The following is a 26,057-nucleotide window of genomic DNA, read 5'->3' as shown; positions in this document are numbered from 1 at the left end:
CAATGAGCGAGACGTTCACGAAAATGGCTAGATTGGAAACCGCCGGGGCGATCGATTGCGACGTCCACCCGCCGACACCGCGTCGCGCCGACCTCATTCCCTATCTCGACGACTACTGGCAGGAGATCGTCACCTCGCGCGAAGTCGATGTGCTGGAACTGATGGGCTACCCTGAGCGCACGCGTCCCTATATGCGGCCGGATTGGGCATGGAGCGGCGATCCGCTTGCGCAGATGCAGAAGAACCTGCTCGATCCGCTCGGCCTCGAAGGCGCCATCCTCAACGTGGTTTCCGGCGCCCACGCCCTGTTCGATCCCTACCTTGCAGCCGCCATATGCCGCGCCACCAACGACTGGCTTGCCGACAAATGGCTGAGCCGCGACAGCCGGCTGAGGGCATCGATGCTGGTGCCGTTCCAGAATGTCGAGGCGGCGGTCGAGGAGATCGAGCGCCGGGCGGACGACAAGCGTTTCGTGCAGGTCCTGACGCTTGCGATGACCGAGCTTCCGCTCGGCCGCCGCACCTACTGGCCGATCTACGAGGCGGCCGAGAAACATGGTCTGCCGATCGGCATTCATGCAGGATCGAGTTTCCGCCACGCACCCAGCCATAGCGGTTTCCATTCCTTCCTGATCGAGGACCATGTGGTGCAGCCGCAGGGTTTCTCCACCCAGGTCGCGAGTCTGATTTCCGAGGGCGTCTTCGTCAAATATCCGAAGCTGAAGGCGGTGATGATCGAATCCGGCGTCACCTGGATGCCGGCGCTGATGTGGCGGATGAGCAAGGATTGGCGCGGCACCCGCATCGAGGTGCCGTGGGTCAAGGACGCGCCGGCCGACATCATCCGCCGGCATATCCGCATGACGTCGCAGCCCTTCGACGGCCCTGACGACGTCGAGGACGTCGCCAAGACGCTCGACCATTTGCTCAGCGATGATATGCTGCTGTTTTCCTCGGACTATCCGCATTGGCATTTTGAGGGGCTGGACGTGCTGCCCGAGGGCCTGGCGGAAGCCAGGGTGAACAAGATCCTTCGCGACAACGTTCTCGCCACCTATCCGAGATTTGGAGGCTGATCCCCATGGAAACTCCCGTACTCGAACGTAGCTCCGAAAAGTCACAGATGCAGGGCGTGGTGGATTGCGATGTGCATCCGGCTTTCTCTCGGCCGGATCAGTTGCTCGACTATCTCCCCGAACGCTGGAAAACGCATGTGCGGGATTTCGCAGTGCGCACGGCAAACCCCTTGCTCGGCACGCTGCCCTATCCGCGCATGACGCCGGGCAACGGCATGCGCCGCGATTCCTGGCCCCCGAACGGTGGCCCACCGGCGTCGGACCTTGCCTTCCTGCGGGAACAATTGCTGGACCAGTGCAATATCGACTACGGCATCCTGCAGCCGCTCGCGGCCGGCAGCATGGCCTTCAACCAGGAACTCGGCGCAGCGCTCTGCGCGGCCCTGAACGACTGGCAGATCGACAAGTTTGCGGGGCCGGAGCCGCGGCTGAAAGCCTCCATCTGCATCTCGCAGGAGGATGCGAGGGAATCGGTCGCCGAGATCGACCGGCGCGTCACGGACCGCCGCTTCGTGCAGATCGCCATGCCGCCGCGCACGCTGGAGCCCTGCGGCCGTCGTCGCTATTGGCCTATCTACGAGGCGGCCGAGCATTACGGCCTGCCGATCGGGCTCCATACCAGCGCCTTCGGCTACCGCCCGAACACGCCGTCCGGTTGGAGTTCGTTTTATCTGGAGGAGCACTACGCAGCTTCCAACAGCCTCCAGACCGTGCTCTCCAGCATGATCCTAGAAGGCGTGTTCGAGCATTTCCCGAAACTGAAGATCGTGCTCGTCGAAGGCGGCTTCTCCTGGCTGCCGTCGCTCGTCTGGCGGCTTGACCGGGAGTGGAAGCGCATGCGCGACGAGGTTCCGCATGTAAAGCGCAAGCCGTCCGAATATGTGCGCGAGAACTTCTGGTACACGACCCAGCCGATCGAGGAGCCGGAGAACAACCGGCACCTCCTCGACATCCTGCGCTGGATCGGCACCGACCGGCTGATGTTCTCGACCGACTATCCGCACTGGGATTTCGACGATCCGCGCTTCGCCTTCAAGGTGCCGCTGACACCAGCCGAGCGCTCCGCGATCTTCCGCGACAATGCGGTAGAATTGTTCGGTCTGAAATAGGCTCGGCAGAGAACCCCATCCCGGAAAAGCGCCCGGCAGCTCGCCCCCACTGGAACACGGCGGAGGCCCGGCGAGGGGACCTATCGCGCGGAGGTCTTCAGGATCTCCGTCGATGACGCCCATGCCGCCTTTAAACTATGGGAGACTTGAAGGCCTGGAATCACGACATCCGTCGAGGTCCGGACGCCGACGCCGCGCCGACCACCATGGCAACGACGGGGAGTGGAGGTCGCAATTCTTCGGGCCTGAAACAACAAAAGCGCGCCAAAAAGCGCGCTTTTGTTGAAAATGGCTCCCCGGGCCGGATTCGAACCGGCGACCTGTCGATTAACAGTCGAATGCTCTACCGCTGAGCTACCAGGGATCATCCGCGAAGGGTCGCGGCGTGTGCGGCGGGTAATACAAATGCTTTGTCGTTTTGCCAAGCGGTTTTTGCAAAAAAAACGAACTTGATTGTTTTATCCCCGGTAAAGCCCCATTTCCCAGGCAAAGATAGGCTTTTAACCGATGAGGATAATCGAGAGTGGCAGGTGAACGGAAGCCGAAGCGATTTGGAATGGACCCGCAAAGCGGCAAGCTGGCGCTCGGAAGCGTGCAGATTCCCATGCCGCGCTCGCGGATCGGCCGAGTCGTCGTCGGTGTCGGCCTGATTTTCGGGGGTGTGCTCGGTTTCCTGCCGATTCTCGGCTTCTGGATGGTGCCGCTCGGCTTCCTGGTGCTTTCACACGACCTGCCCTTCGTGCGGCGTCAGCGGCGCCGTATCGGGCTCTGGTGGGCAAGGCGGCGGGCGCGCAAGGCCGAGCAGCGATAAGGCTCCCCCCAGTCAGACGAACATCGACGCGATTCCCTGGCCGGCGCTGAACGCCAGGTAGGCAAGCACGGCGAAATAGATCACCGTCACGATGTTGAAGAGGTAGCCCCCGAGCACGATCAGCCCGTCGCGCTGGATCATGCCGGTCGACAGAAGCAGGATCGCGATCGCCGGCAGCGTATTGGAGAAGGGCACCAGGCCCAGCGGAAACATCAGGAGTACGCCGCCGGCCGCGATCGCCAGGCCGTTTACCCGGTTGACGAGCCGACCGGTGGTCAAGGCGGAGATTCGCGGCTTCAGGAACCGGTCGAGGCGCGAGACGATGCTGACACCTTTTTCCAGCGCCGGCAGCAGTTTCTTCGTATCGAGCTCACGGTCGAGGATTTTCTTCGGCAACCAGGGGAGCCGGTTGGCGGTGATAGCCAGGCTGATCAGGATGATCGCCGCCCCGAACACGGTGCTGACGCCGGGGATAGATACGGGGAGGAGGAAGGGCAGGGAGGCGACGGCGCAGATGAGCAGCAGGCCCTGTTCGCCGACCGCGTCCATCAATTGGCGCAGCGTCACCGACTGACCCGTGATGCCGTCAATAAGCTGCCGCAGCGTGCCGCTCAGCGAGGTTGAGGTATCGTCGAACTCGATGCTTGCGCTCACTCTTCGTTTCTCCATTCCGCTTCAATTGAGCGGCATGGATATCAACAAACGGTGTCCTCGCAAAGGCGCGAGCCAAAACCTGCCGGAAACGTGAACGGCCGGCGTCCCATGGAAATCAAAAGGCCGCGCAGTCCTGCGGGCCGCTATCGGCCGTTATCGAGACTGCGCCCAATAATCGTACGCCCCGCAGGCCAGCACGATCGCGAGGATCGCCAGTACCACCGGATTGAGCGTGGTGATGAATTCCAGATACTGCATTACGGTCTCCTCCACCGCATGTTCGCCGCCCGATGCTCCCCCACCGGCAACGACGTCATTTTAGCACAGTCGCCGGGCCATCGCTACTTTAGTGTTGCCTTAGAGACTCTGGCGCATCTCTCCCCGAATCACTAGGATTGCTCCCGGGATTGAAGACGAGGGTGAACATGGGTCTGAGAGTGATCGAAGGCGGGCTTGCGACCTGCGTGGCGAAGCCTGCCGATCTGGCCGAGGGCGATATGCCGACCCGCGACGACGTGCTTCGCGAGGCCGAACGGAGGATCCGGTCGACCGGGTACGAGACCTGGCGCAATCGCGAAAGATTGACCGGCATACCTGTGCCGCGCGAAATCCGTTATCTGGCCATGCAGATCGGTTTCGTGGCCGAAGCCATCGCCAGATTGGCCGACATCCCGGCTGATTATCGATCCGACTTCTACTGGCCAGCGTAAGCGCCGCCGGATGATCCGCCGGCGTTAAAACAGGGTCATGAAAAGATGCCCCACATACAGGATGCTGGAAAGCGAACCAACGGTCGCGCACGCCGCCAGGGCGTCAGAAACACTGAGTTTCATACTGGATCATCGCCGTCATGGCGATCCTTCTCACAAGGATAAAAGACGACAACATCGCCGTCGCCTGCCGTTTTAAGGAAAATCCTTTAACGAACGTCCCGGTAAGAAAGCTTAACAAACCCTTTCCGGCTATGATCGGAGCTACAGGCTCCGCCTCATGGCGGAACCGCTCGACATTGGAAGGATCGGGGTCAGTTCAGCATCTTTGCCTCGATGCTGGCGAGAACGAAGGTTTCCCGCACCTTTTCCAGGGGGAGCTTGCGCTGCAGGCAGGCGGCGCATTCCTTCAGGGCCTTGATGTAATAGGTCCCTTCGCGCACCGGCCAGCGCCAATTGAGGTATTCCAAGGCCTCTTTCGGCCCGCGGATGGTTTCTGGGAAACCGTATCCAATGCGTACTCTGACCGGGGAACTCCACACGGCTTCATCTGCTTCAGTTACGTTACTCGTCATGTCTACACCTTGCATTGCGGCGTAGGAAACTCATCCAAAAGGATTGGGTTCCGCGGGTTTGGTGAATTTTTTATGAAACCGGGTTGGGTGTCATCCCGAGGGCGCAGCGAAGCCAGGTGCGGGGCTGGGATGCAATTATCGACGTGCCGGCTGCGGCCTTCCCCGCCTCATGCAGGAAAAAAATGACAAACGGGCCAAACCCGCTTGCGCCGTTATTCGATTCGTTCTAAACGCCCGACACCACTCGCTCTTTATGCGTTCGGACGGCCTCGTGGCGGAGTGGTGACGCAGAGGACTGCAAATCCTTGCACCCGAGTTCGATTCTCGGCGAGGCCTCCATTTCCGCCTTCTTCCCGGACCTGTTTCTCAAATCCAAACATGCTTTGATACCAAGCATTTACCACGCATTTTTGTGTGCGCTGCAACATGGTTAATTTTTAACCTTCTCCTCCTAGGCTCGGAACAGAAAGGCCCGCTCAGCAATTATGGGGTGGAACGGAGGAAGGCGCCATGATCACCAGAATAATCAACGTACACCGTCAGGCAGCCAACGAGGTCGACGGCACCGGTACATTCTGCGACGGCATGTTCCCGCTGACCTCCCCCGAGCAGTCTGCCTTCGACAAGGACCACAGCCTGCGCTCTTCCTATGGCCGGGACTATGTGACCATCCGCAAGCTGGAAGAAGCGCCGCCGGCCTACGCCTGAGCCGGGCTTCCACAGTAGAGCGTGAGGAGGGGGACGCGGTCTCCTGCGCTTTTTTGCTTCGAAAGCGGCCAGTGTCTTGAAAGCATGTCTTGCCCTCAGTAAGACGGTCATGCGTAGACCGGCGCATCGCCGGGTGATTTGGGACGACTGAGATGATGGATTTCGAAGCAGCACGGACGAAGATGGTCGAAAATCAGATCCGCACCACCGATGTCACGTCGCATTCGGTTCTGCGGGCCTTCTACAATGTTCCGCGCGAAGCCTTCGTGCCGGCCAAGGCAAAATCGCTCGCCTATATTGATGCCGATATCGAGGTCGCCCCTGGTCGGTATCTGATGGAGGCCTCTCCGCTTGCCAAGCTTCTGCAGCTTGCCGCAATCACCAAGGACGACGTCGTGCTCGAAATCGGCACCGGCAGCGGTTATGCGACCGCCGTCCTGTCGCTGATCGCCGGCTCCGTCGTCTCTCTGGAGGCGGATGAGGCGCTGGCCTCGCAGGCAACCGCGACGCTCTCCTCGCTCGGCTACGACAATGTCGCGGTCGTTACCGGCGAGCTCGAGAATGGTTATGCCGCCGAGGCGCCCTATGACCTCATCTTCGTCAACGGCGCCGTCGAGGAAGTGCCTGCCGCGCTTCTGGAACAGCTGCGCGATGGCGGACGGCTGGTCGCTGTCGTCGGCTATGGCAATGCCGCCCAGGCGAAGGTGCTGGTGAAGGAACAGGGTTCCATCTCCGAAAGCGCCTATTTCAATGCGTCGGTGAAGCAACTGCCGGGCTTCCGCAAGGCGAGGGAATTCGTGTTCTGATCGACCGGCGCGGTCCGAACACCATGAACGGGAAGGGGCCTTGCGGCCCCTTTGTCGTTTCCGGCGGCGCCATCCGTTTGTTTCACGCCACTGTCACTTGTTTCCGGCAACTGTGACTTACGGGATTCACAACGCCAACAAAACTGTGTATCGGTAGGAGGCCTGGGGCACTTGTCATTGTTTCCAGCCCCCCCAACACCTTAGAGTAACGTCGATTCGGTTCACCCTCCACGGGGCCGATTCGAGTGCCGGTAACAGCGGGGATGAAAATGGCTCAGCCAAATGTAGCGCGTGAACCCTCCATGGAAGAAATCTTGGCGTCCATTCGCCGGATCATTGAAAGCAATGAGCCGAATGCCGAGAACGCGCTCAGCGGCCAGCTTCCCCCGGTCTATGGCGACGATGAGATCGAAGACGTCGAAGAGACGAGCTTTGTTCCCGATATGGCTGCCAATGATCGCGGCGCGCCGTCGCGCAGCGAGCCGATGAGCTACGCGACGGGATCGTCGGGCCAGACCGCACAGCAGGATCGTACCCTGTCGCTCGCAGACGTCGCCGCAAGGGTCCGGGCCGCTTCCACCCGCCAGCAGGAGACCGGGCCCGTGCGCCTTTCGGCCGCTTCGACTGTGCCGGCCCCGTCGGCGGTTGCCTCTTCCGCGCAAACGCCGTCCTCACCCGCACCGGCGGCGCGCCAGGAGGAGCCGGCTCAGATTCGCCAGATGCCGCGCATGCCCGAATTCCGCGAACCGGTCGCCCAGGCCGCTCCGGTTTCGCAGCCGGTCGCGCCGCAGCCGGAGCCGGTCCAGCGTGTCATGATGCCGGTCTTCGACCCGCCGCTGTCGGCTCCGCACAGGGCCGAAGCACCGGTGCGGCCCGAACCGAGAATCGAACCGAAAACAGAACCGAAACTCGCCGCAGAACCGGCCCCGCGCAGCCTGCCGGCGAAGATCGAGGAGACCGCGAACCTTCTGTCCGCCGAAGCCGGCGCCCAGGTCGCAAAGTCCTTCAGCGAGCTCGCCTCGGTGTTCAACGGCATGGAACGCCGTTCGCTCGAAGACATGGCCGGCGACATGCTGCGCCCGATGTTGCAGGAATGGCTGGACGACAATCTGCCGACGCTGGTCGAGCGCCTGGTGCGCGAGGAAATCGAACGCGTATCTCGGGGCACGCGCCGCTAAACCGTTCTTGAGGTCGACCAAGACGGCCGCTCCGGCGACGGGGCGGCTTTTTTATTGACTTGGAACACCCCATCCTATTTACACCCCGATAGCTCTCAAAGAACAAAAACGGGTCAGGAAATGCTCGAAAAGACCTATGATTCCGCAGAAGTAGAACCGAGGATCGCCAAGGCCTGGGACGAGGCCGACGCTTTCCGCGCCGGCGCCAACGCCAAGCCGGGCGCGGAAACCTTCACGATCGTGATCCCGCCGCCGAATGTGACCGGTTCGCTGCATATGGGCCACGCGCTCAACAACACGCTGCAGGACATCATGATCCGGTTCGAGCGGATGCGCGGAAAGGACGTGCTGTGGCAGCCGGGCATGGACCATGCTGGCATCGCCACCCAGATGGTCGTCGAGCGTCAGTTGATGGAACGCCAGCTTCCGGGCCGCCGCGAAATGGGCCGCGAGGCTTTCATTGACCGGGTCTGGGAATGGAAAGAGGAATCCGGCGGCCTGATCTTCAATCAGTTGAAGCGCCTCGGCGCCTCCTGCGACTGGTCGCGCGAACGGTTCACCATGGACGAGGGCCTGTCGGCTGCTGTCCTGGAAGTCTTCGTCACGCTCTACAAGCAGGGCCTAATTTACAAGGACAAGCGCCTCGTCAACTGGGATCCGAAGCTGCTGACTGCGATCTCCGACCTCGAAGTCGAGCAGCACGAGGTTAACGGCAATCTTTGGCACTTCCGCTATCCGCTTGAGGAAGGCGTTATCTACCAGTATCCGGTGGCATTCGACGAAGACGGCAATGCGACCGAATTCGAGACGCGTGACTATATCGTCGTCGCGACCACGCGTCCGGAAACCATGCTCGGCGATACCGGCATTGCCGTGAACCCCGAGGATGAGCGCTACAAGGCCATCGTCGGCAAGCACGTCATCCTGCCGATCGTCGGCCGCAGAATCCCGGTCGTCGCTGACCACTATGCCGATCCGACGGCCGGCACCGGTGCGGTCAAGATCACCCCTGCGCACGACTTCAACGACTTCGAAGTGGGCAAGCGGGCGGGGCTGCGCGCCATCAACATCATGAACATCGACGGTACGATCACCATCAAGGACAACGAGGATTTCCTTGAAGGACTCGACCATCCGGCTGCGCTTCACGGCGCCTGGGACCGGCTCGAAGGCCAGGATCGTTTCACGGCCCGCAAGATCGTCGTCGAGATCTTCGAGGAAGCAGGCCTGCTCGACAAGGTCGAGCCGCACAAGCACATGGTGCCGCATGGCGATCGTGGCGGCGTGCCGATCGAGCCGAGGCTGACCGAACAATGGTATGTCGACGCCCACACCCTGGCACAGCCGGCGATCGCTTCCGTCAAGGAAGGACGCACCAAGTTCGTGCCCAAGAACTGGGACAAGACCTATTTCGAATGGATGGAGAACATCCAGCCCTGGTGCATATCGCGCCAGCTCTGGTGGGGACATCAGATCCCGGCGTGGTACGGCCCCGACGGTCAGGTGTTTGTCGAAAAGACCGAGGAAGAGGCGCTGCAGGCCGCCATCCAGCACTATCTTTCGCACGAAGGGCCGATGAAGGCTCTTGTCGAGGATCTCCTGGAGAATTTCAAACCGGGCGAGATCCTGACCCGCGATGAGGACGTGCTCGACACCTGGTTCTCTTCGGCGCTATGGCCGTTCTCGACGCTTGGCTGGCCGGACCAGACCAGGGAACTTGAGAAATATTATCCGACCAGCACCCTGGTCACCGGCTTCGACATCATCTTCTTCTGGGTTGCCCGCATGATGATGATGGGCCTTCATTTCATGAAGGACGAGGATGGCAATCCGGTCGAGCCCTTCCACACCGTCTATGTCCACGCGCTCGTTCGCGACAAGAACGGTCAGAAGATGTCGAAGTCGAAGGGCAACGTCATCGATCCGCTCGACCTGATCGACGAATACGGCGCCGACGCGTTGCGCTTCACGCTGGCGATCATGGCGGCACAGGGGCGTGACGTGAAGCTCGATCCGGCCCGCATCGCCGGTTACCGCAATTTCGGCACCAAGCTCTGGAATGCCACCCGCTTTGCCGAGATGAACGGCGTCAAGCGCGATCCGGCCTTCCAGCCGGAGGCAACGAAGCTCACCGTCAACCGCTGGATCCTCACGGAGCTCTCCGAGACTATCCGCGACGTCACGGAGGCCATCGAGACCCAGCGGTTCAACGAGGCAGCCGGTTCGCTCTACCGTTTCGTCTGGAACCAAGTCTGCGACTGGTATCTGGAACTTCTGAAGCCGATCTTCGCGAGCGAGGACGAGGGTGCCAAGGCAGAGGCCCAGGCCTGCGCGGCCTACGTGCTGGAAGAGACCTACAAGCTCCTGCATCCGTTCATGCCGTTCATGACGGAAGAGCTCTGGGCCCACACCGAAACCCGCGACGGCCTGCTTTGCCACGCCGACTGGCCGGCGCCGGAATTCGCCGATCAGGCGGCTGCGGAAGAGATCAACTGGCTGGTTGATCTCGTCACCGGTCTGCGCTCGGCCCGCGCCGAAATGAACGTGCCGCCATCGGCTGTCGCACCGCTGATCGTCGTCGGTGCCAACGAGCTGACCCAGGCGCGTCTGCGGCGTCACGAGGCGGCCGTCCGCCGCCTTGCGCGTGTCGAAACCATCGAGCTTGCCGACGCGGCGCCCAAGGGTTCCGCCCAGATCGTCGTCGGCGAGGCGACCGCCTGCCTGCCGCTCGGCAACCTGATCGACCTCGTGGCCGAAAAGGCGCGCATCGAGAAGGCGGTTGGCAAGACCGAGGCCGAGATGGACCGTATCGGCAAGAAGCTGGCCAACGAGAAGTTCGTCGCCAATGCCGATCCCGAAGTGGTTGCTGCCGAGCGCGAGCGCTTTGCCGAACTGGAAGTTCAGATGGCGAACCTGAAGACTGCTCTTCTGCGCATCAGCGAAGCAGGCTGACCATCTTCATCGTGAATCAATGGAAATAAGGGGTGCCGCGCCGGAAACGGGCGGCATTTCCTTTTTCGCAACCGGCTGTGGGTCTCGGGTCGCATGTGTGCAACTGCTCACCTGCAGAAAGCCGCATTGTTGCCACATTGACACAGGTAGCCGGCTTAAAATAATAAAATTCTAATTTTAACGATCCGGTTAAGGTGGAAGGAGCAATTTTGTGCCGAAATCGGCATCGAAGCCCCGGTTCCTGGTTTGCTTACGTAAATCTATAGAGCGTTTGCGCCGCGAAGCCCCGGACAGCCGAAAGTTGTCAATTAGAGCGAACCATCTAGAGTGATTTCGGTCACTTACCAGGGAGTGGGAGAATTTATGGTAAGCAAACTAATCTCAAGGGGCGTCTTTGCTCTCGTAGCTGGATGCACCCTTCAGTCGCCTGCGCTCGCAGGCGGCATCGAGCGGGGCGGATACAATATCGATCTGCTTTTTGATCCGTCTTCGGTCGCGATCGAGTCCACGGCTACCTTCGTGATGCCCCAGAGGAAACTCAAGAACGTCACCGATACAATCGCCGGGGATGGCGCGCTCAACACGTTGGGGTATTCCAGCTCGGTGGAGGAGACGGAAGACTACTGGTCGCCGCGTATCGGGGCCAAGGCCGGCTTCGAGGGGTTCGACTGCCTGGTCGACTACTCGCAGCCCTATGGCGCTCATACCAACCCGGGCGCCAATTGGGCCGGGGCGAACCAGAACATCGAAACAAAGATCAACAGCGACAACTACGCGCTGACCTGCTCCTACAAGTTCGATGCTGGTCCGGGCGACTTGCGTATCATCGGCGGTACCAACTATCTCCAGATGGACGGTTTCAAGGAACGCTTGGTCGTCGCGCCGGAAGTTATCGCCGGTCTAGGCATGACGGGCTCGGGTGTGGGACGCCTCGATCTTGAAGGTGACGGCTGGGGCTGGCGGGCAGGTGTGGCCTACGAAATTCCGGAATACGCGCTCCGTGCCAGCCTGATGTACTATAGTCAGGTGAAACTGGATAGCGTCACCGGCGAAGTCGACCTCACCAATATCCCTGCGGCTCTGGGTGGTTTGGTCCCGGGTGCCGGCACGATCATTCCGGTCGAGGGCTCGACCGCCATGCCGGAGGCTATCGAACTCAAGCTGCAATCCGGTGTCGCTCCCGATTGGCTCGCGTTCGGATCGGTCAAATGGACCAATTGGAGCGTCTTGCAGCGAATCCCCTTCTACAATGCCGGCGGCGTGGAAGTCACCGCGCTTGAACTCGGATACCGGGACGGCTGGACGGTTACCGGCGGCGTAGGTCACAAGTTCAACGAACAGTGGAGCGGCGCGGTCAGCCTGACCTGGGATCGCGGGACTTCGCAGGGCTTTGGCACCCTCACGGATACCTGGACCGTCGGCGCAGGTGTCGCCTACTCGCCGAACAAGAACGTCGAGATCCGTCTGGCCGGCGTGCTCGGCATCCTGACCAGCGGCAGTTCAGGTGCCGTGACCATCGACGGCGTTGCCGCTGGTGACGAAGCAACATACCGGTTTGGGGACGATCTGGTCGCTGCTCTCTCGACGTCTCTGAAGGTCAAGTTCTGACTTCACTTGATGGAAGCTTTGAAAGCCCGGTTGCGACCGGGCTTTTTTGTGGCGAATTTTAATTCAAAGAGGAACAGACTCGTCGTTTCTCTTGTGACGATTTAGCAACACTTTTTCGAGACTATTGTCAGGTGCCTTGAGAGGGGCGTTTCTGTCCACTTCCCGCCACAAACGGGGAGCAGCGATAGAGGAAGAACAGGCGCGGAACGCGGGGGCGGGGCGCGTAATTGGAGTATCATGGGCGGGTTTCTTTATGAAAAGCTGGGCTTTTTGCGCTCAGGCAGGCGGATTCTGATGTCGTCCTGTCCTGCCGCAATCGCTGCGGTTATGGGTCCTAGTCTTGCCGAAAACGGCGGCTACAGTTTCATCCGTCTCTCGGGAGGAGCAGGCGCGGGATATTCCCGGACAAATCTTGTTCCGGCAGCGAGCGATGCTCGCGCTGCGGCGGGTCGTCGCGCGCGGAGTGAAAGAAACTGAATCATGCCGAAGTCTGGTTTTGGATCCATGAGAGTATTGCTTCTTGGAGCGTCGCTCGCCTCGATTTTGGCGGGATCGGCGGCGGCCTTCGATATCAAGTCGGGCGTGACGAAGGAGTCCGGCCCGTTCGATCTCTTCAAGTTCGGCTTCAAGGCCTATAAGAACGGTCAGAAGGAAGATGCGGTCGAGGCCTACCGTTATGCCGCCGAGAAGGGCCATACCGGTTCGCGCTGGGCGCTTGCCAATATGTACGCCTACGGCGACGGCGTCGCGAAGGACGATTTCGAGGCCTTCAAGATCTATAACGAGATCGCGGCACAGGGCGTCGAGCCCGGTTCGGAAGATACGGGTTTCTTCGTCAACGCGCTTCTGTCGCTGGCCAACTATTATCGCCGCGGCATTCCCGGCAGCCCGGTGAAACCTGATCTTTCGCAGGCACGGCAACTTTATTTCCAGGCGGCATCCACATTCGGCGTGGCGGAAGCCCAGTTCCAGCTCGCCCGGATGATTCTCGCAGGCGAGGGCGGTACTGCCAATATCCAGCAGGCGAAGAAATGGCTGAACCAGGCCCGCAAGAGCGGCCATCCGGGCGCCATGTCGGTTTTCGGCAATGTCCTCTTCCAGGAAGGCCAGACGGTGCGGGGGCTCGCCTTCATGACGGCGGCGCTCGACAAGTGCACCGCCAAGGAATGTGTCTGGATGCAGCAATTGCAGGAGCAGGCATTTTCGGTCGTCGGCGAAGAGGATCGCCGCGGTGCAGTCGCCCTGTCTCAGGAGTTCGCCCGAGGCGTCGAATAACCGACGCCTCGCCGATCCTTCGGGCGATCAGCCGAAATCGAACATGCCGATGACGGGCACATGGTCCGAAGGCTTTTCCCAGGCCCGGACATGTTTCTCGATCGCCGTGGATTTCAGCCTGTCGGCGGCCTCCGCCGAGAGCAGGAGATGGTCGATGCGGATGCCGTTGTTCTTCTGCCAGGCGCCGGCCTGGTAATCCCAGAAGGAATAGAGCTTGGTAGCGTCGGTCGTGGCCCGCACCGCATCGACGAGGCCGAGATTTTCGAGCCTGCGGAAGGCAGCGCGTGTCTGCGGCAGGAAAAGCGCGTCCGTCGCCCAGACCGCCGGGTCGAAGCAGTCATGCGGCTCGGGAATGACGTTGTAGTCGCCGGCAAGAATAAGCGGTTCTTCGAGGAGAAGGCAATTCTGCGCATGCAGGCGCAGCCGTTCCATCCAGGCCAGCTTGTAAGGGTACTTGACCGGATCGTCGGCCGGATTGCCGTTCGGCAGGTAGATGGAGGCAACGCGGATCGCGGCGCCCGGAACGGAAAAGACGCCTTCGATGTAACGGGACTGTTCGTCGCCCTCATCGCCCGGCAGGCCGCGCATCACTTCGTCCGGCTTGCTCTTCGACAGCAATGCAACGCCGTTGAACCCCTTCTGGCCGTGGGTCTCGACATGATAGCCGAGCGCCTCGATCTCGAGCCGCGGGAAGGTTTCGTCGACGGACTTGATTTCCTGCAGGCAGACGATGTCCGGGGAGGAATCGGTCAGCCACTGGCGAAGGCTGTCGATACGCGCCTTGACGCCGTTGATGTTCCAGGTGGCGATCTTCATCGGCCCTTGCCTCCATGTTCGCTTCCTCTTTTAGCGAAAGAGGAACCGTTGGGAAGGGCGAACTGCGTGGAAGGAAGGGTTATCAGATCGAGAAGCTGGTGCCGCAGCCGCAGCTGGCGACCGCGTTGGGGTTCTTGATCTGGAAGGACTGGCCGAGCAGGTTGTCGACGAAGTCGATCTCCGAGCCCGCCATGTAGACGAGCGAGAGGCTGTCGATCAGCACCTTGGCATCGCCGTTGGCGATCACCACGTCGTCGTCCCCGGGCGCTTCGGCGAGATCGAACTTGTAGGAGAAGCCCGAACAGCCGCCGCCTTCGACCGAGACGCGCAGCGCTTGCTTGCCGGCTTCGTTGCCGACGATTTCGGCGATACGCTTGGCCGCCGCATTTGAAAGAGTTACATTGGTTTCCATATTATCCGCCTCCTGCCGGGTTCAAGGCCCGGAGAGATTCCTGTCACCGGCATTGCGCACAGCTTCACTATAGGTATGAAGACGTGAACGGCACGTCAATGGGCGGCAGGCGGCGGATGAACAAACAGGTGACGGCATGACGATCGATACCAGGGCGCTGGGTTTCGGCAGTGGCGAACGGGCGGTCTACGCCGCCAACCCCTGGGCGTCGCGCGGGCGTCTGTTTCCCGAGGACGGCAGCCTGACGCGCTCCGAATTCCAGCGCGACCGCGACCGCATCGTCCACACCACGGCATTCCGGCGGCTGAAGCACAAGACGCAGGTGTTCATCAGCCCCGACGGCGACCACTACCGCACCCGGCTGACCCACACGATCGAGGTGGCGCAGATCGCCCGCGCGCTCGCCCGCGCCCTGAAGCTCGACGAGGATCTCGCCGAAGGCGTGGCGCTGGTCCACGACTTCGGCCACACGCCGTTCGGCCATACCGGCGAAGATGCACTGGACGAGATGCTGAAGCCCTATGGCGGTTTCGACCACAACGCCCAGTCTCTCCGCATCGTCACCAAGCTCGAACGCCGATATGCGGATTTCGACGGTCTCAATCTCACCTGGGAAAGCCTCGAAGGCCTGGTCAAGCACAATGGTCCGCTCCTGAGCGCCACCGGCGAGGGAACCCGTGGCCCCGTGCCGCAGCCGATCCGCGACTATTGCGAGCTGCATGATCTGGAGCTCGCGAGCTATGCCAGCCTTGAAGCCCAGGTCGCCGCAATCGCCGACGACATCGCCTATAATACCCACGATATCGACGACGGGCTGCGTTCCGGCCTGCTCACCTTCGAGATGCTGGATGAGGTCCCGTTCCTCGCCAGGCTGATGGCGGAGGTGAGGGCACGTTATCCGCATCTCGAGCCGAGCCGTTTCGCCCATGAGATCATGCGCCGGCAGATCACCCACATGGTCGAGGACGTGATCGACGTGGCGCAGCACAATCTCGGTAAGTTGGACCCGCAGAGCGCTGAAGACGTCCGTGCCGCGGGGCATGTCATCGCCACGTTCTCGCAGGAGATGGCCGAGACAGACCGCTGCATCAAGAAGCTCCTGTTCTCGCGCATCTACCGGCATCCCGACATCATGCGCATCCGCGCCGGCGCCTCGCAGATCGTCTCGGACCTGTTCGGCGCCTATATGAACGACCCGTCGCTGATGCGCAGCCACTATTGGGTCAATCATATCGCCGGGCTCGGCGAGACGGCGAGGGCGCGTCACGTAGGCGATTATCTCGCCGGGATGACAGACACGTTCGCAATCAAGGCGCATGGCGAGCTGTTTGACCAGACTCCGGATTTGCGCTAGGCACCGCCACCAATGACACTGGCCAGCAAGGGTCCTCGGGCATGTCTTGGGGATGATTGAACATGAATCTTTTTGCCGACTTCGAAACAAGAATTAAGAACGCTTTGGAAACCCTTGATGTCATCAAGGAAAAGCGAAGCGAGATTGATTTTGGCCGTATCGCAGTCGAACCGCCGCGGGACCAGAGCCACGGCGATGTGGCGACCAATGCCGCCATGGTTCTGGCAAAACCGCTTGGCACCAATCCGCGTGCGCTTGCCGATATCATCGCTGAAGCGCTGCGTTCGGATACCGATGTCAGCGAGGTTTCGGTGGCCGGTCCCGGGTTTATCAACATCAGGCTTGGTGCGCCTTACTGGCAGCGTCTGCTCGCATCGATCATTGCCGAAGGCACGGACTACGGCCGCTCCAAGGTCGGTGCGGAGAAGAAAGCGAATGTCGAATACGTCTCGGCCAACCCGACCGGCCCGATGCATGTCGGCCATTGCCGTGGTGCTGTCGTGGGCGATGCGCTGGCGAACCTGATGGAGTTTGCCGGCTACGACGTGACAAAGGAATATTACATCAACGATGCCGGCAGCCAGATCGATGTTCTGGCCCGCTCGGTCTTCCTGCGTTACCGCGAGGCACTCGGGGAGACGATCGGCGAGATTCCTTCGGGCCTCTATCCGGGCGACTACCTCGTGCCGGTCGGGCAGGCCCTGGCGGAGGAATACGGTCCGCGGCTGCACAACATGCCGGAAGACGCCTGGATGCCGATCGTCAAGGACACCGCGATCGACGCGATGATGGCGCTGATCCGCGACGATCTCGAGGCGCTCAACGTCCATCACGACGTCTTCTACTCGGAGCGGGCATTGCACGCTAATGGCGCACAGCGCATCCGCCAGGCGATCAACGACCTCACCTTCAAGGGGCACGTCTACAAGGGCACGCTGCCGCCGCCGAAGGGCCAGTTGCCGGAAGACTGGGAGGACCGCGAGCAGACGCTGTTCCGCTCCACCGAGGTTGGGGACGATATGGATCGGCCGCTGATCAAGTCGGACGGCAGCTATACTTACTTTGCGGCGGACGTTGCCTATTTCAAGGACAAGTTCGATCGTGGTTACGACGAGATGATCTATGTGCTCGGCGCCGACCACGGCGGCTACGTCAAGCGCCTGGAAGCCGTCGCGCGCGCCGTCTCCGGCGGCAAGGCGAAGCTCACCGTGCTCCTTTGCCAGCTCGTCAAGCTGTACCGTAACGGCGAGCCGGTGAAGATGTCGAAGCGTTCCGGCAACTTCGTGACGCTTCGCGAAGTGGTCGACGAGGTGGGCCGCGACGCGGTGCGTTTCATGATGCTCTACAGGAAGAGCTCGGAACCGCTCGATTTCGACTTCGCCAAGGTGACCGAACAGTCGAAGGACAATCCTGTCTTCTACGTGCAGTACGCCCACGCGCGCTGCTCGTCGGTGTTCCGGCAGGCAAAGGAAGCGTTTCCCGGTCTCGATTTCGATTCGCTCGACCTAAAAGGTTCGAGCAGTCTGATCAGCGATCCGAACGAGATGCAACTGGTCGCCAAACTTGCGGAATACCCCAGGATCATTGAGGCTGCGGCCCAGGCGCAGGAGCCTCATCGGCTTGCTTTTTACCTCTATGATCTGGCAAGTTTCTTCCATGCGCATTGGAATAAGGGTAAAGAACAACCGGAATTACGCTTTGTTAACGATAAAAACCGAGAATTGAGTATTGCCAGGCTTGGGCTGGTGCATGCTGTCGCCTCTGTTTTGAAGTCAGGACTTGGGATCACGGGCACTGCGGCACCGGAAGAAATGCGGTAGATATCGCCACCATTTCCCCACATTGCACTGGCATATGCGTTGTAATGTAGGTGAGTGGACGAGGTAATGGCCGATAACAACCTTGCGCGTAGCCGGAATGATTTACCGGACTTCTTTGCAGATGATGATCCGCTGGCTGAGCTCGCCCGCATCGTAGGCTACGACGATCTCCCCGTCGCTGCCAGGCCTGGATCATCTTCCGCCGATACTTCATCGACTGCGCGGCAGGAGCCGGCGTTCAATCTCGAAGACGAGCTTCTTCAGGAGTTCGAACGGTATGACGCCCCGCATCTCGACCCCATTCACGATATCGCTCTCGACGATGTCCCTCAGCCGTTCGACGCGCCGCCGGTAGAACCGGAGGAGCTGGAGTTCGTTCCGGCCGAAGCCGCCGCGGTAGATGTGCCGCAGGTATTGCCGTCGGCCGATAGTGTCGTCAGCGAGCGCGCCGACCTTTTCGGCGACGAGGAACCGCCGCGGGCGGTTGATGCCGTTGACGGGAGCGTTGCTGAGGAACCGGTATTCGAGCCGGCTTTCGAAGCCGCACGCATGGAGCCCATTTTCGATCTGCCCGATTTCCCCGCTGCAGGCTCGATGTCGTCTGCCGCGTCGGTAGAGGACCCGGCGGAGGAGTTCGATCTCGCCGCGGAGCTGGAAAACTCGATCGCGGCCGAGCCCGTTGCGGCATTCGAGCCGGAAGGTACGTTTGAGCCCGAAGCGCGATTCGAGCCGGAAGTCCGGTTCGAACCTCAGGCGACATTCGAACCTGAGGCGGCCACCGAGCCCGAGGTCGCGTTCGAGCCTGAAGCGAAATTGGAACCCGAAGCGAAATTTGAGCCGAAGACGGAGAGGGGCAAGGGTGCCTACATTCCCGGCTTCCGGATGCCGCTCAGCAATTTCAGCGTGGCACGAGACGTCTCTGCGGCCTCCGCACAGGCGGCGGTAACCGCTTCTCAAGTGACCGCGCCTGCATCGAACGAATATGCCTTCGAGCCGCCGGTCCTGAACGATATCCCGAGCCCGAATATCGAGCCGGCACAGGCAGCCGGGCCGCAGGTCTTAGCAACGGAGCCGCAGCCTGAGCCGGTCACCGCTGCGCCGATCGCTGCCGTACCGGCCGCTGCGCCGCAAAAGGATCGGTTCTCGGCGCTTGACGAACTAATCTACGACGTCCAGCGCTATACGCTGCCGATATCGAACGGGCAGCCGCTCGCGACGCCTGTGGCGAAGCCCGAGCCGGCCGTGACGCAGGCCGCCGCATTTGTCGCGCCGGCCGCACCCTCTGTTGTCGATGCGCCGGTTGCCAAATCGCCGGTCGCCGAGGTCTCGTCTGTGGACGAGACAGATCCGTTCTCCGACGAGGAATTCGAGTTGGCGCTCGATGGTCTCGAACTCGATCTTGCCGAGATCGTCGTCGAAGAGGCGCAGGCACATCCGGTTCAGGCACCGTCTCCGGCGGCAGCCCCTGTGAAAGCCGAACCTGCACCTGCTGCCGCTCCTTCCGTGGCGCCGGTGGCGCGCGTTGCGCCCGTCACCGCTGCGGCGGCACCAGTCGTGGCGACGCAGATCGTAGAAGAGCCGGAATCGATTGCCGACCTGCCGTTTGATCCGGCCCAGATTGCCGATTCGGAAGACCAGGTGGAGGTGATCGCCGAACTCGACGTACCGTCGCTACCGGCAGAAGAGCCGGAACAGCCGCCGGCCTATCGTCCGGATTACGAGCTCGACATCGATGCCGAGCTTGCGACGCTTCTGGCTGCGCCCGGCAAGCCGTCGCCGGCACGCAAGCCGGATATCGATATCGCGCCGAGAGGCCGACAGGCCGCCGCCGAAGCCGCCCGTTCGCCGAATTATACGGATCTCGACGATTTCGAGCGGGCTCTGGAAGAGGATTTCCGACGCAGCCTGACGACGCCGCTGCCGGCCGCTGAGCACGAGGAACTGCATTATTCCGACGCAGACTATGTCGCGACTGTCGAGAACGCCCGCCGTTCCGTCCGCAGCTGGGCTGTGCCGCTGGTTCTTGCCGGGGTTGTGATCCTCGGAGGTGTCGGCGCCTACGCGTTCTTCGGCAGCGGCGTGTCGGGTGTCGTGTCGGGCGGCGAACCGGTCATCATTGCCGCAGACAACGAACCGATCAAGATTGCGCCGGAAAATCCGGGCGGCAAGACGGTCCCGAACCAGGACAAGGCGGTCTACGACCGCGTCGCCGGCGTTTCGCCGAAAGATCCGAAGCAGCGCACCCTGATCTCCTCCAATGAGGAGCCTATCGACGTCGTGCAGAAGACCCTGATGCCCGACACGCTGCCGCTCGAAGGCGAGAACGATATCGAGCCGACCGATGTTGGCGAGACGGAGGATCCGCGTCTCCTGCCGCAGGATCGCACCGCGCAGACCAATACTGCTGCTGAGCAGCAGCCCGTGACCGTCATGCCGCGCAAGGTCAAGACGATGATCGTCCGCCCCGACGGCAAGCTGGTCGAGCAGGAAGTTGCAGCACCGGCGCTTGCGGCGCCGGAAACTGCCAAGCTGCCGGCCGCCGGCGCAAAGCCGGTTGAAACGGCCGCTGCTTTCCCCGAGAAAATCCCGGCTTCCGTGCCGGCGACACCGGCCCGGACTCAACCCCTGCCGGCCAACTCGACTGCCGGAAATGGCGGTATCCTTCCGGTCTCGGCACCTGCCAATCCGGCCGCTCCAGCAGAACACGTCAACGTGGTGAGAACGAACCCGGTCACGCCGCCCGTCGCAGCCGCTCCTGCCCAGCCGGCCGTGGCTCCCAGCCCGCCCGCCGCGCAGGCTCCGGCGCCCGTCGCTCCGGTTCAGGCCTCTGCACCTGCGGGCAAGGCTCCGGTTCCGATCGCACGTCCGGCCGAGCAGCCGGTCAATGTGGTCGCCGCCGTTACCGATCAGGGCAATGTCCGTGCACCGGCCCAGCCGGCGGCGGCAGCCGCTACGGGTTCCGCCTCGAACCAGGTGGCTTCGCTGGGGTCCGGTGACTATGTGATCCAGATCGCCTCTCTGCCGTCACAGGCGGAAGCCCAGAAATCCTATCAGAGCCTCTCGGCCAAGTTCGGCAGCGTCATCGGCGGCCGGGGTGTCGATATCAAGCCCGCCGAGATCGCCGGCAAGGGCACATTCTACCGCGTCCGTATTCCGGCAGGCGGCAAGAACGAAGCCGTAGCGCTCTGCGAGCGTTATCGCGCCGCCGGCGGTACCTGCCTGGTCGGCCGGTAAGGGCTGAAATCCGAAGAAATCGAGCGGGGCGCCTGGGCGCCCCGTTTTTCGTTGGCCCTCCAATGATCTAAGATCGGACCATGAGCGAATCAAAAGCAATGATCCTGGGCTCCAGCGGCCCGACCCTTACCGCGGACGAAGTGGCGCTTTACCGGGATGAACGGCCCTGGGGCTTCATCCTGTTTGCCCGCAATTGCGTCGAGCCGGCGCAGATCTCCGATCTCGTCGCGTCCATGCGCGATGCCATCGGCCGGCCGGATGCCCCGGTGCTGATCGACCAGGAGGGGGGCCGCGTCCAGCGCATCCGCCCGCCGATGATCGAGCGTTATCCCTCGGCCGCCGTGCTCGGCGAGCTTTACCGGCAGGATCGCGAGAAGGGGCTGCGGGCGGCTTGGCTGATGTCGCGCCTGCATGCCTTCGACCTGATGAAATTCGGCATCAACGTCGATTGCCTGCCGGTGCTCGACGTGCCGATCGAAGGGGCGAGCAACGTTATCGGCGATCGCGCCTATGGATTCGATCCGAAGACGGTTGCCGAAATGGGCCAGGCCGCCGCTGACGGCCTCAAGGCGGGCGGCATGCTGCCGGTCATGAAGCACATGCCGGGCCACGGCCGCGGCATGGCCGACAGCCATCACGAACTGCCGGTGGTCACCGTCTCGCGCGCAGATCTGGAAGCGCATGACTTCCTGCCTTTCGTCGCCATGAAGGACGAGCTGATGGCGATGAGCGCCCATATCGTCTTCACCGCCATCGACCCGGACGAGCCGGCGACCATTTCGCGCAAGGTGATCGACGAAATCATCCGCGGCCATATCGGCTTCGACGGGCTGCTGATGTCCGACGACACGTCGATGAACGCCCTGAAGGGCACGATCGGTGAGCGCGCGGCGAGAATCGTTGGGGGCGGCTGCGATATTGTCTTGCATTGCAACGGCGTGATGGACGAAATGAAGGCCGTCGTGAAGGAAGCGATACCGCTTGGCGGCGAAGCGTTGCGGCGTGCGAAGGCGGTGGAAGCGGCCTTCGGCCGGGGCGACGGCTTGAGCGAGGAGGCGGTCCGCGCGGAGTTCCAGGGTCTTCTCGCCGTTTCCTGACGGCTGTCGACAGCAAGAGGTTGGGGAATGGCAACGACGACATCGCAAAACGCCATTCCGATGGACAAGTTGTGGCAGGATGCCGGCGCCGAACGTGCGACGGACGATCCGGCACTCGTCATCGATGTCAGCGGTTTCGAAGGTCCGCTCGACCTGCTGCTTCATCTGGCCCGCACCCAGAAGGTCGATCTCGCCCGCATCTCCGTTCTGGCACTGGTCGAGCAATATCTATTGTTCATCGACAGCGCCCGGCGGGTCCGCATCGAGCTTGCCGCCGACTATCTCGTCATGGCCGCCTGGCTCGCCTATCTCAAGTCGAAGCTGCTCATTCCGCAGCAAGCCAAGGGCGACGACGGCCCGAGCGGCGAGGAACTGGCGGCGACGCTCGCTTTCCGCCTGAAGCGCCTCGAGGCGATGCGGGAGTCGGCGACCCGGCTGGTCAACCGCAATCGGCTCGGCCGCGAGGTCTTTGCCCGCGGGGCGCCGGAACATATCCCGCATCGCGTTGAATCCGCTTATGATGCGACGCTCTACGATCTTCTCTCGGCCTATGCGAACCTGCGCCAGCGCACCGCCGTCACCCAGGTGACGATCGAGAGGCGCAAGGTCTGGTCGCTGGTCGATGCCCGCGAGCTGCTGACCCGTATGCTCGGCGAGATCGTCGACTGGACGGCGCTGCAGCACTATCTCTTGCCCTATCTGCCGCCGGAGGATCGCGTCACGGCAACCGCCAGCGCCTTTGCCGCGTCGCTCGAACTGGTGCGCGAAGGCAAGCTCGAGATCCGCCAGGACGGCGCGTTCCAACCGATCTTTCTGCGCAGGGGCACCGGACCGCAGCAGCCCGCTCCGCCACAGCCCGCTAAGGGAGGCGTTGATTGACGCCGCAAGAGGACGACGATCCGCCGATCGCCGCGCAAGAAGAGGCGGAGCTCCCATCCTTCTCATCGGCGGAAGTCGAGCGGATCGCGGAAGCGCTGGTCTTCGCCTCGGCCGAGCCGGTCTCTGAAACGTTTCTGGCCGAACGCCTGCCGCGCGGCACCAATGTGAACGCCGTCATGCTGCGGCTGGCGGAGGTCTACGCCCCCCGCGGGGTCAACCTGATCCGCAGCGGCGATCGCTGGGCCTTCCGCACCGCCGCCGATCTCTCCTTCGTCATCCATCAGGAAGACAATGAGACGAAGAAGCTGTCGCGCGCCGCACTCGAAGTGCTTGCCATCATTGCCTATCACCAGCCCGTCACCCGCGCCGAGATCGAGGAGATTCGCGGGGTACAGACGTCCAGAGGCACGCTGGACGTGCTGATGGAGGCGGGCTGGGTCCGCTTCCGCGGCCGCCGCCGCACCCCGGGACGACCGGTGACGCTCGCCACGACGCCCGATTTCCTCGACCATTTCGGCCTGGAGGAGCTGCGCGATCTGCCCGGTCTCGAAGAATTGAAGGGCGCCGGTCTGCTTTCCGGCCGCATCCCGCCGGGCTTTGCGATACCCGTCCCGCTCAATGTCGACGATCTTTCCGAGGACGAGGACCCGATCACGCAACTCGATCTTGAGGAACTTGGCCTCCTGACGCCGGGCGGCGAAGCTGAAGAGTGATTTCGCCGGAGCGGTTGCGGTCCAGGAGCGCGTCTGTCCGTCACGCCATGCGCTCTCCGGCGTCACGTCGACTCCTTGGCAGGTGGTTTTCTGACGGAAGGGCCGTTTTCCGGCCTCGTTTCTCGGCTACAGGAACTTATCCGAGCCGAAACGCCGGCGACCCTGATAGAGAGCGTCGCGACGGTGATCGCAGTCGGCCACGATGCCGAAGAGGCGATGCGGCCGTGCCTCCAAGTTAGCCAGCTTGCGGCGGGACTCAGTCGGGACGATCCCCTCGGCGGCCTGGGAATCCCGGACGTTCTTGGTTCGCTAGGCCAGTCAGCCGGGCCGTGGCCGGATCCGCGCCGACGAGTTGCCGTCCACGGTTAAGGACGTCGCGATAAGGTGTCCACTGACGACATTTTGGTGTTTGAAAAAGCATCATAAAGAGCTTACATCGATGAAACGGTACTAATGGAGTTGGACTTATGGGTTCTTTCAGTGTGTGGCATTGGCTGATCGTTCTGGTCATCGTGCTCGTTCTCTTCGGACGCGGCAAGATTCCGGAACTGATGGGCGATTTCGCCAAGGGCATCAAGAGCTTCAAGAAGGGCATGAGCGACGAGGACGCCCCGGAGGCGAACGGCGCGACGACCACGACGAAGACCGTTGATCTCAAGGCTGAAGAGGCCAAGGAAACCACCCGGTCGTAATGTCCGAGTGGCGGGTTCCAGGAGCCTCGTTGAATGTTTGATATCGGCTGGACCGAGCTTCTCGTCATTGCGATCGTGCTGATCGTCGTGGTTGGTCCGAAGGATTTGCCGCCCATGCTCAGGGCCTTTGGCAAGATGACGACCAATCTGCGCAAGATGGCCGGGGAATTCCGCTCGCAATTCGACGAGGCGCTGAAGGAATCGGAACTCGACGACGTGCGCAAGACGATTTCGGATGCGCAGCGGCTGAACCCGACAAACGCGCTGAGGGATGCGATCAATCCCCTCCGGCAGATGGGGCAGGAAATCCGCGCCGATCTGCAGAAGGCGACGCAGATGCCGACGCCGGCCGTAAGCGAGACCGATATCGAGGCCCGGCAAGCTGTCGAGGGCACGTCGAGCGTCGAGGCCGCTCCGGAGGTTCCCGCAAACTTCCCGCTGGCAGCGCCTGCATCCCCGACAGCTGCGCCTGTACCGGCTCCGGCCCAATCCGCGCCTGCCTCGCCTGAGGCAGCAGCGGCAGCAACCGTCGTGGAAAAGCAGAAGCCTGTCCGCAAGACCGCCGCAAAGGCAAAACCCGCCGTCGAGACCGCCGAGGTTCCGGTCGCCGTCGTCGAAAAACCGAAACGCAGTCGCGCGGCGGCGAAACCGGCTCCCGTTGCCCAGGTTGTGGATGAGGCGATCGTCAAGGCTCCGGCCGGCAAGCGCACGCCGAAAAAAGCTGATACCCCGAAGGACGACGCATGAGCGGTGACATCGAAGACAAGCCGCAGCCGCTCATCGAGCATCTGATGGAACTGCGCACCCGGCTGATGTGGTCGATCGGCGCATTTTTCATCGCGTTCGTCGTCTGTTTCTTCTTCGCCAAGCAGCTTTTCAACCTGCTTGTCGTTCCCTATAAATGGGCTGTCATCTGGGCCGGCCTCGATCTCTCCAAGTCGGAGCTGATCTATACCGCTCCACAGGAATTCTTCTTCACCCAGGTGAAGGTGGCGATGTTCGGGGCGCTGGTCATCGCCTTCCCGGTGATCGCTTCGCAGATCTACAAGTTCGTGGCGCCGGGCCTCTACAAGAACGAGCGGGCGGCCTTCCTGCCGTTCCTGGTCGCTTCGCCGGTCCTCTTCCTGATGGGCGGCGCGCTGGTCTATTTCTTCTTCACTCCCATGGTCATGTGGTTCTTCCTCGCCATGCAGCAGGCGCCGACGGAAGGTGAAGTCGGCATTTCGCTTCTGCCGCGGGTCTCGGAATATCTGAGCCTGATCATGACGCTGGTCCTGTCTTTCGGTCTGGTGTTCCAGCTTCCGGTCGTTACCACGCTGCTCGCACGCGTCGGCATCCTCTCCAGCGACTGGCTGCGGGAGAAGCGCAAATACGCGATCGTGCTGGCATTCGTGGTCGCAGCCGTGCTGACACCGCCAGATCCGATGTCCCAGATCGGTCTTGCACTGCCGACCATCCTTCTCTACGAGATTTCCATCTACGCCGCACGACTCGTCGAGCGCAAACGTGCCGAGGACAAGCTTTCGGAGCAGGAACCTTCGGATGTTGCGGAGACGGACAAGGCCTGAAGCCTTCCGG

The 26,057-nt window shown here is 61.9% G+C and carries 23 protein-coding genes and 2 tRNA genes; 20 read left to right on the top strand and 5 right to left on the bottom strand.

The genetic code is table 11. The features are described 5' to 3' along the window. Positions 1-23: 23 nt before the first annotated feature. A complete protein-coding gene (locus GQ59_RS20540; RefSeq protein ID WP_037084746.1) occupies positions 24-1,076 on the top strand; it encodes an amidohydrolase family protein in 1,053 nt (350 codons plus the stop codon). A gap of 5 nt (positions 1,077-1,081) precedes the next feature. Next, the gene (locus tag GQ59_RS20535; protein WP_037084576.1) at positions 1,082-2,185 is read left to right on the top strand and encodes an amidohydrolase family protein; all 1,104 of its coding nucleotides are present in this window, start codon (positions 1,082-1,084) and stop codon (positions 2,183-2,185) included. A gap of 289 nt (positions 2,186-2,474) precedes the next feature. Here GQ59_RS20535 and GQ59_RS20530 read toward each other — a convergent pair. Further along, a tRNA-Asn gene (locus tag GQ59_RS20530) sits at positions 2,475-2,549 on the bottom strand. A gap of 192 nt (positions 2,550-2,741) precedes the next feature. Here GQ59_RS20530 and GQ59_RS20525 point away from each other — a divergent pair. Continuing rightward, a complete protein-coding gene (locus GQ59_RS20525; protein WP_244448022.1) occupies positions 2,742-2,996 on the top strand; it encodes a hypothetical protein in 255 nt (84 codons plus the stop codon). Positions 2,997-3,008: 12 nt separating this feature from the next. Here the strand turns inward: GQ59_RS20525 and GQ59_RS20520 are convergent, their stop codons facing one another. Next, positions 3,009-3,650, bottom strand: a complete 642-nt coding sequence (locus tag GQ59_RS20520) for an exopolysaccharide biosynthesis protein (protein ID WP_244448013.1) — start codon at positions 3,648-3,650, stop codon at positions 3,009-3,011. Between the two features lie 425 nt (positions 3,651-4,075). Here GQ59_RS20520 and GQ59_RS20515 point away from each other — a divergent pair, with 425 nt between their 5' ends. Beyond that, entirely contained in the window at positions 4,076-4,360 is a 285-nt protein-coding gene (locus GQ59_RS20515; protein WP_037084570.1) for a hypothetical protein, read from the top strand. A 314-nt stretch (positions 4,361-4,674) separates the two neighbouring features. On the opposite strand, the gene GQ59_RS31335 is transcribed toward GQ59_RS20515, so the two are convergent. Beyond that, positions 4,675-4,935 carry a DUF982 domain-containing protein gene (locus GQ59_RS31335; protein ID WP_244448021.1) on the bottom strand — a complete coding sequence of 87 codons (261 nt, stop codon included), beginning with the start codon at positions 4,933-4,935 and terminating at the stop codon, positions 4,675-4,677. 265 nt (positions 4,936-5,200) lie between these two features. Between GQ59_RS31335 and GQ59_RS20510 the strand changes: the two genes are divergently transcribed. The 7 genes from GQ59_RS20510 to exoR all read left to right on the top strand — a co-directional run bounded on the left by GQ59_RS20510 (position 5,201) and on the right by exoR (position 13,462). Then, positions 5,201-5,274 (top strand) — tRNA-Cys (locus GQ59_RS20510). A 171-nt stretch (positions 5,275-5,445) separates the two neighbouring features. After that, positions 5,446-5,643 carry a hypothetical protein gene (locus GQ59_RS20505; protein ID WP_037084568.1) on the top strand — a complete coding sequence of 66 codons (198 nt, stop codon included), beginning with the start codon at positions 5,446-5,448 and terminating at the stop codon, positions 5,641-5,643. A 152-nt stretch (positions 5,644-5,795) separates the two neighbouring features. After that, complete coding sequence (locus GQ59_RS20500; RefSeq protein ID WP_174459628.1) at positions 5,796-6,449, top strand: protein-L-isoaspartate O-methyltransferase family protein; 654 nt, start codon at positions 5,796-5,798, stop codon at positions 6,447-6,449. 269 nt (positions 6,450-6,718) lie between these two features. Further along, on the top strand, positions 6,719-7,627 hold the full coding sequence (locus tag GQ59_RS20495; protein WP_037084565.1) for a DUF2497 domain-containing protein: 909 nt from the start codon (positions 6,719-6,721) through the stop codon (positions 7,625-7,627). Between the two features lie 120 nt (positions 7,628-7,747). Then, entirely contained in the window at positions 7,748-10,579 is a 2,832-nt protein-coding gene (locus tag GQ59_RS20490; RefSeq protein WP_037084562.1) for a valine--tRNA ligase, read from the top strand. A gap of 363 nt (positions 10,580-10,942) precedes the next feature. After that, positions 10,943-12,187: an OmpP1/FadL family transporter gene (locus GQ59_RS20485; protein ID WP_037084560.1), complete on the top strand. Its 1,245-nt coding sequence runs from the start codon at positions 10,943-10,945 to the stop codon at positions 12,185-12,187. Positions 12,188-12,667: 480 nt separating this feature from the next. Further along, positions 12,668-13,462 carry an exopolysaccharide production regulator ExoR gene (gene exoR, locus GQ59_RS20480; protein WP_037084558.1) on the top strand — a complete coding sequence of 265 codons (795 nt, stop codon included), beginning with the start codon at positions 12,668-12,670 and terminating at the stop codon, positions 13,460-13,462. Positions 13,463-13,489: 27 nt separating this feature from the next. Here exoR and xth read toward each other — a convergent pair whose 3' ends face one another. Together xth and erpA are read right to left on the bottom strand one after the other, a co-directional pair. Beyond that, positions 13,490-14,278: an exodeoxyribonuclease III gene (xth, locus tag GQ59_RS20475; protein WP_037084556.1), complete on the bottom strand. Its 789-nt coding sequence runs from the start codon at positions 14,276-14,278 to the stop codon at positions 13,490-13,492. An 82-nt stretch (positions 14,279-14,360) separates the two neighbouring features. Further along, the gene (gene erpA, locus GQ59_RS20470; protein ID WP_037084555.1) at positions 14,361-14,690 is read right to left on the bottom strand and encodes an iron-sulfur cluster insertion protein ErpA; all 330 of its coding nucleotides are present in this window, start codon (positions 14,688-14,690) and stop codon (positions 14,361-14,363) included. A gap of 136 nt (positions 14,691-14,826) precedes the next feature. On the opposite strand from erpA, the gene GQ59_RS20465 reads away from it, so the two are divergent. The 9 genes from GQ59_RS20465 to tatC all read left to right on the top strand — a co-directional run bounded on the left by GQ59_RS20465 (position 14,827) and on the right by tatC (position 26,047). Beyond that, entirely contained in the window at positions 14,827-16,044 is a 1,218-nt protein-coding gene (locus GQ59_RS20465; protein ID WP_037084554.1) for a deoxyguanosinetriphosphate triphosphohydrolase, read from the top strand. Positions 16,045-16,106: 62 nt separating this feature from the next. Continuing rightward, positions 16,107-17,864, top strand: a complete 1,758-nt coding sequence (gene argS / locus GQ59_RS20460) for an arginine--tRNA ligase (RefSeq protein ID WP_037084553.1) — start codon at positions 16,107-16,109, stop codon at positions 17,862-17,864. A 66-nt stretch (positions 17,865-17,930) separates the two neighbouring features. After that, complete coding sequence (locus tag GQ59_RS20455; RefSeq protein ID WP_037084552.1) at positions 17,931-21,098, top strand: SPOR domain-containing protein; 3,168 nt, start codon at positions 17,931-17,933, stop codon at positions 21,096-21,098. Positions 21,099-21,178: 80 nt separating this feature from the next. Next, on the top strand, positions 21,179-22,195 hold the full coding sequence (gene nagZ, locus GQ59_RS20450; protein WP_037084551.1) for a beta-N-acetylhexosaminidase: 1,017 nt from the start codon (positions 21,179-21,181) through the stop codon (positions 22,193-22,195). 60 nt (positions 22,196-22,255) lie between these two features. Further along, a complete protein-coding gene (locus GQ59_RS20445; protein ID WP_174459629.1) occupies positions 22,256-23,074 on the top strand; it encodes a segregation and condensation protein A in 819 nt (272 codons plus the stop codon). A 26-nt stretch (positions 23,075-23,100) separates the two neighbouring features. Then, positions 23,101-23,787 carry an SMC-Scp complex subunit ScpB gene (gene scpB, locus GQ59_RS20440; RefSeq protein WP_084683245.1) on the top strand — a complete coding sequence of 229 codons (687 nt, stop codon included), beginning with the start codon at positions 23,101-23,103 and terminating at the stop codon, positions 23,785-23,787. A gap of 467 nt (positions 23,788-24,254) precedes the next feature. Beyond that, entirely contained in the window at positions 24,255-24,479 is a 225-nt protein-coding gene (locus tag GQ59_RS20435; protein ID WP_037084545.1) for a twin-arginine translocase TatA/TatE family subunit, read from the top strand. Between the two features lie 33 nt (positions 24,480-24,512). Further along, a complete protein-coding gene (tatB, locus tag GQ59_RS20430; RefSeq protein WP_084683235.1) occupies positions 24,513-25,226 on the top strand; it encodes a Sec-independent protein translocase protein TatB in 714 nt (237 codons plus the stop codon). Continuing rightward, on the top strand, positions 25,223-26,047 hold the full coding sequence (gene tatC, locus GQ59_RS20425; protein ID WP_037084544.1) for a twin-arginine translocase subunit TatC: 825 nt from the start codon (positions 25,223-25,225) through the stop codon (positions 26,045-26,047). The genes tatB and tatC overlap by 4 nt, the downstream gene beginning before the upstream one ends. Positions 26,048-26,057 lie beyond the last annotated feature (10 nt).

Source organism: Neorhizobium vignae, from assembly GCF_000732195.1.
Taxonomy (GTDB): Bacteria; Pseudomonadota; Alphaproteobacteria; order Rhizobiales; family Rhizobiaceae; genus Neorhizobium; species Neorhizobium vignae.
The sequence above is the reverse complement of the archived record's forward strand: the minus strand, read 5'-3'. Positions and strand labels throughout refer to the sequence as shown.

What these genes read in the sequence shown, in the direction of transcription:
- GQ59_RS31335 (WP_244448021.1), bottom strand. Translation starts at nt 4,935, where the DNA reads ATGACGAGTAACGTAACTGAAGCAGATGAAGCCGTGTGGAGTTCCCCG.
- GQ59_RS20525 (WP_244448022.1), top strand. Translation starts at nt 2,742, where the DNA reads ATGGACCCGCAAAGCGGCAAGCTGGCGCTCGGAAGCGTGCAGATTCCC.
- GQ59_RS20500 (WP_174459628.1), top strand. Translation starts at nt 5,796, where the DNA reads ATGATGGATTTCGAAGCAGCACGGACGAAGATGGTCGAAAATCAGATC.
- GQ59_RS20485 (WP_037084560.1), top strand. Translation starts at nt 10,943, where the DNA reads ATGGTAAGCAAACTAATCTCAAGGGGCGTCTTTGCTCTCGTAGCTGGA.
- GQ59_RS20435 (WP_037084545.1), top strand. Translation starts at nt 24,255, where the DNA reads ATGGGTTCTTTCAGTGTGTGGCATTGGCTGATCGTTCTGGTCATCGTG.
- GQ59_RS20505 (WP_037084568.1), top strand. Translation starts at nt 5,446, where the DNA reads ATGATCACCAGAATAATCAACGTACACCGTCAGGCAGCCAACGAGGTC.
- tatC (WP_037084544.1), top strand. Translation starts at nt 25,223, where the DNA reads ATGAGCGGTGACATCGAAGACAAGCCGCAGCCGCTCATCGAGCATCTG.
- GQ59_RS20490 (WP_037084562.1), top strand. Translation starts at nt 7,748, where the DNA reads ATGCTCGAAAAGACCTATGATTCCGCAGAAGTAGAACCGAGGATCGCC.
- GQ59_RS20465 (WP_037084554.1), top strand. Translation starts at nt 14,827, where the DNA reads ATGACGATCGATACCAGGGCGCTGGGTTTCGGCAGTGGCGAACGGGCG.
- GQ59_RS20535 (WP_037084576.1), top strand. Translation starts at nt 1,082, where the DNA reads ATGGAAACTCCCGTACTCGAACGTAGCTCCGAAAAGTCACAGATGCAG.
- GQ59_RS20445 (WP_174459629.1), top strand. Translation starts at nt 22,256, where the DNA reads ATGGACAAGTTGTGGCAGGATGCCGGCGCCGAACGTGCGACGGACGAT.
- exoR (WP_037084558.1), top strand. Translation starts at nt 12,668, where the DNA reads ATGCCGAAGTCTGGTTTTGGATCCATGAGAGTATTGCTTCTTGGAGCG.
- tatB (WP_084683235.1), top strand. Translation starts at nt 24,513, where the DNA reads ATGTTTGATATCGGCTGGACCGAGCTTCTCGTCATTGCGATCGTGCTG.
- nagZ (WP_037084551.1), top strand. Translation starts at nt 21,179, where the DNA reads ATGAGCGAATCAAAAGCAATGATCCTGGGCTCCAGCGGCCCGACCCTT.
- GQ59_RS20515 (WP_037084570.1), top strand. Translation starts at nt 4,076, where the DNA reads ATGGGTCTGAGAGTGATCGAAGGCGGGCTTGCGACCTGCGTGGCGAAG.
- erpA (WP_037084555.1), bottom strand. Translation starts at nt 14,690, where the DNA reads ATGGAAACCAATGTAACTCTTTCAAATGCGGCGGCCAAGCGTATCGCC.
- GQ59_RS20455 (WP_037084552.1), top strand. Translation starts at nt 17,931, where the DNA reads ATGGCCGATAACAACCTTGCGCGTAGCCGGAATGATTTACCGGACTTC.
- argS (WP_037084553.1), top strand. Translation starts at nt 16,107, where the DNA reads ATGAATCTTTTTGCCGACTTCGAAACAAGAATTAAGAACGCTTTGGAA.
- xth (WP_037084556.1), bottom strand. Translation starts at nt 14,278, where the DNA reads ATGAAGATCGCCACCTGGAACATCAACGGCGTCAAGGCGCGTATCGAC.
- GQ59_RS20540 (WP_037084746.1), top strand. Translation starts at nt 24, where the DNA reads ATGGCTAGATTGGAAACCGCCGGGGCGATCGATTGCGACGTCCACCCG.
- GQ59_RS20495 (WP_037084565.1), top strand. Translation starts at nt 6,719, where the DNA reads ATGGCTCAGCCAAATGTAGCGCGTGAACCCTCCATGGAAGAAATCTTG.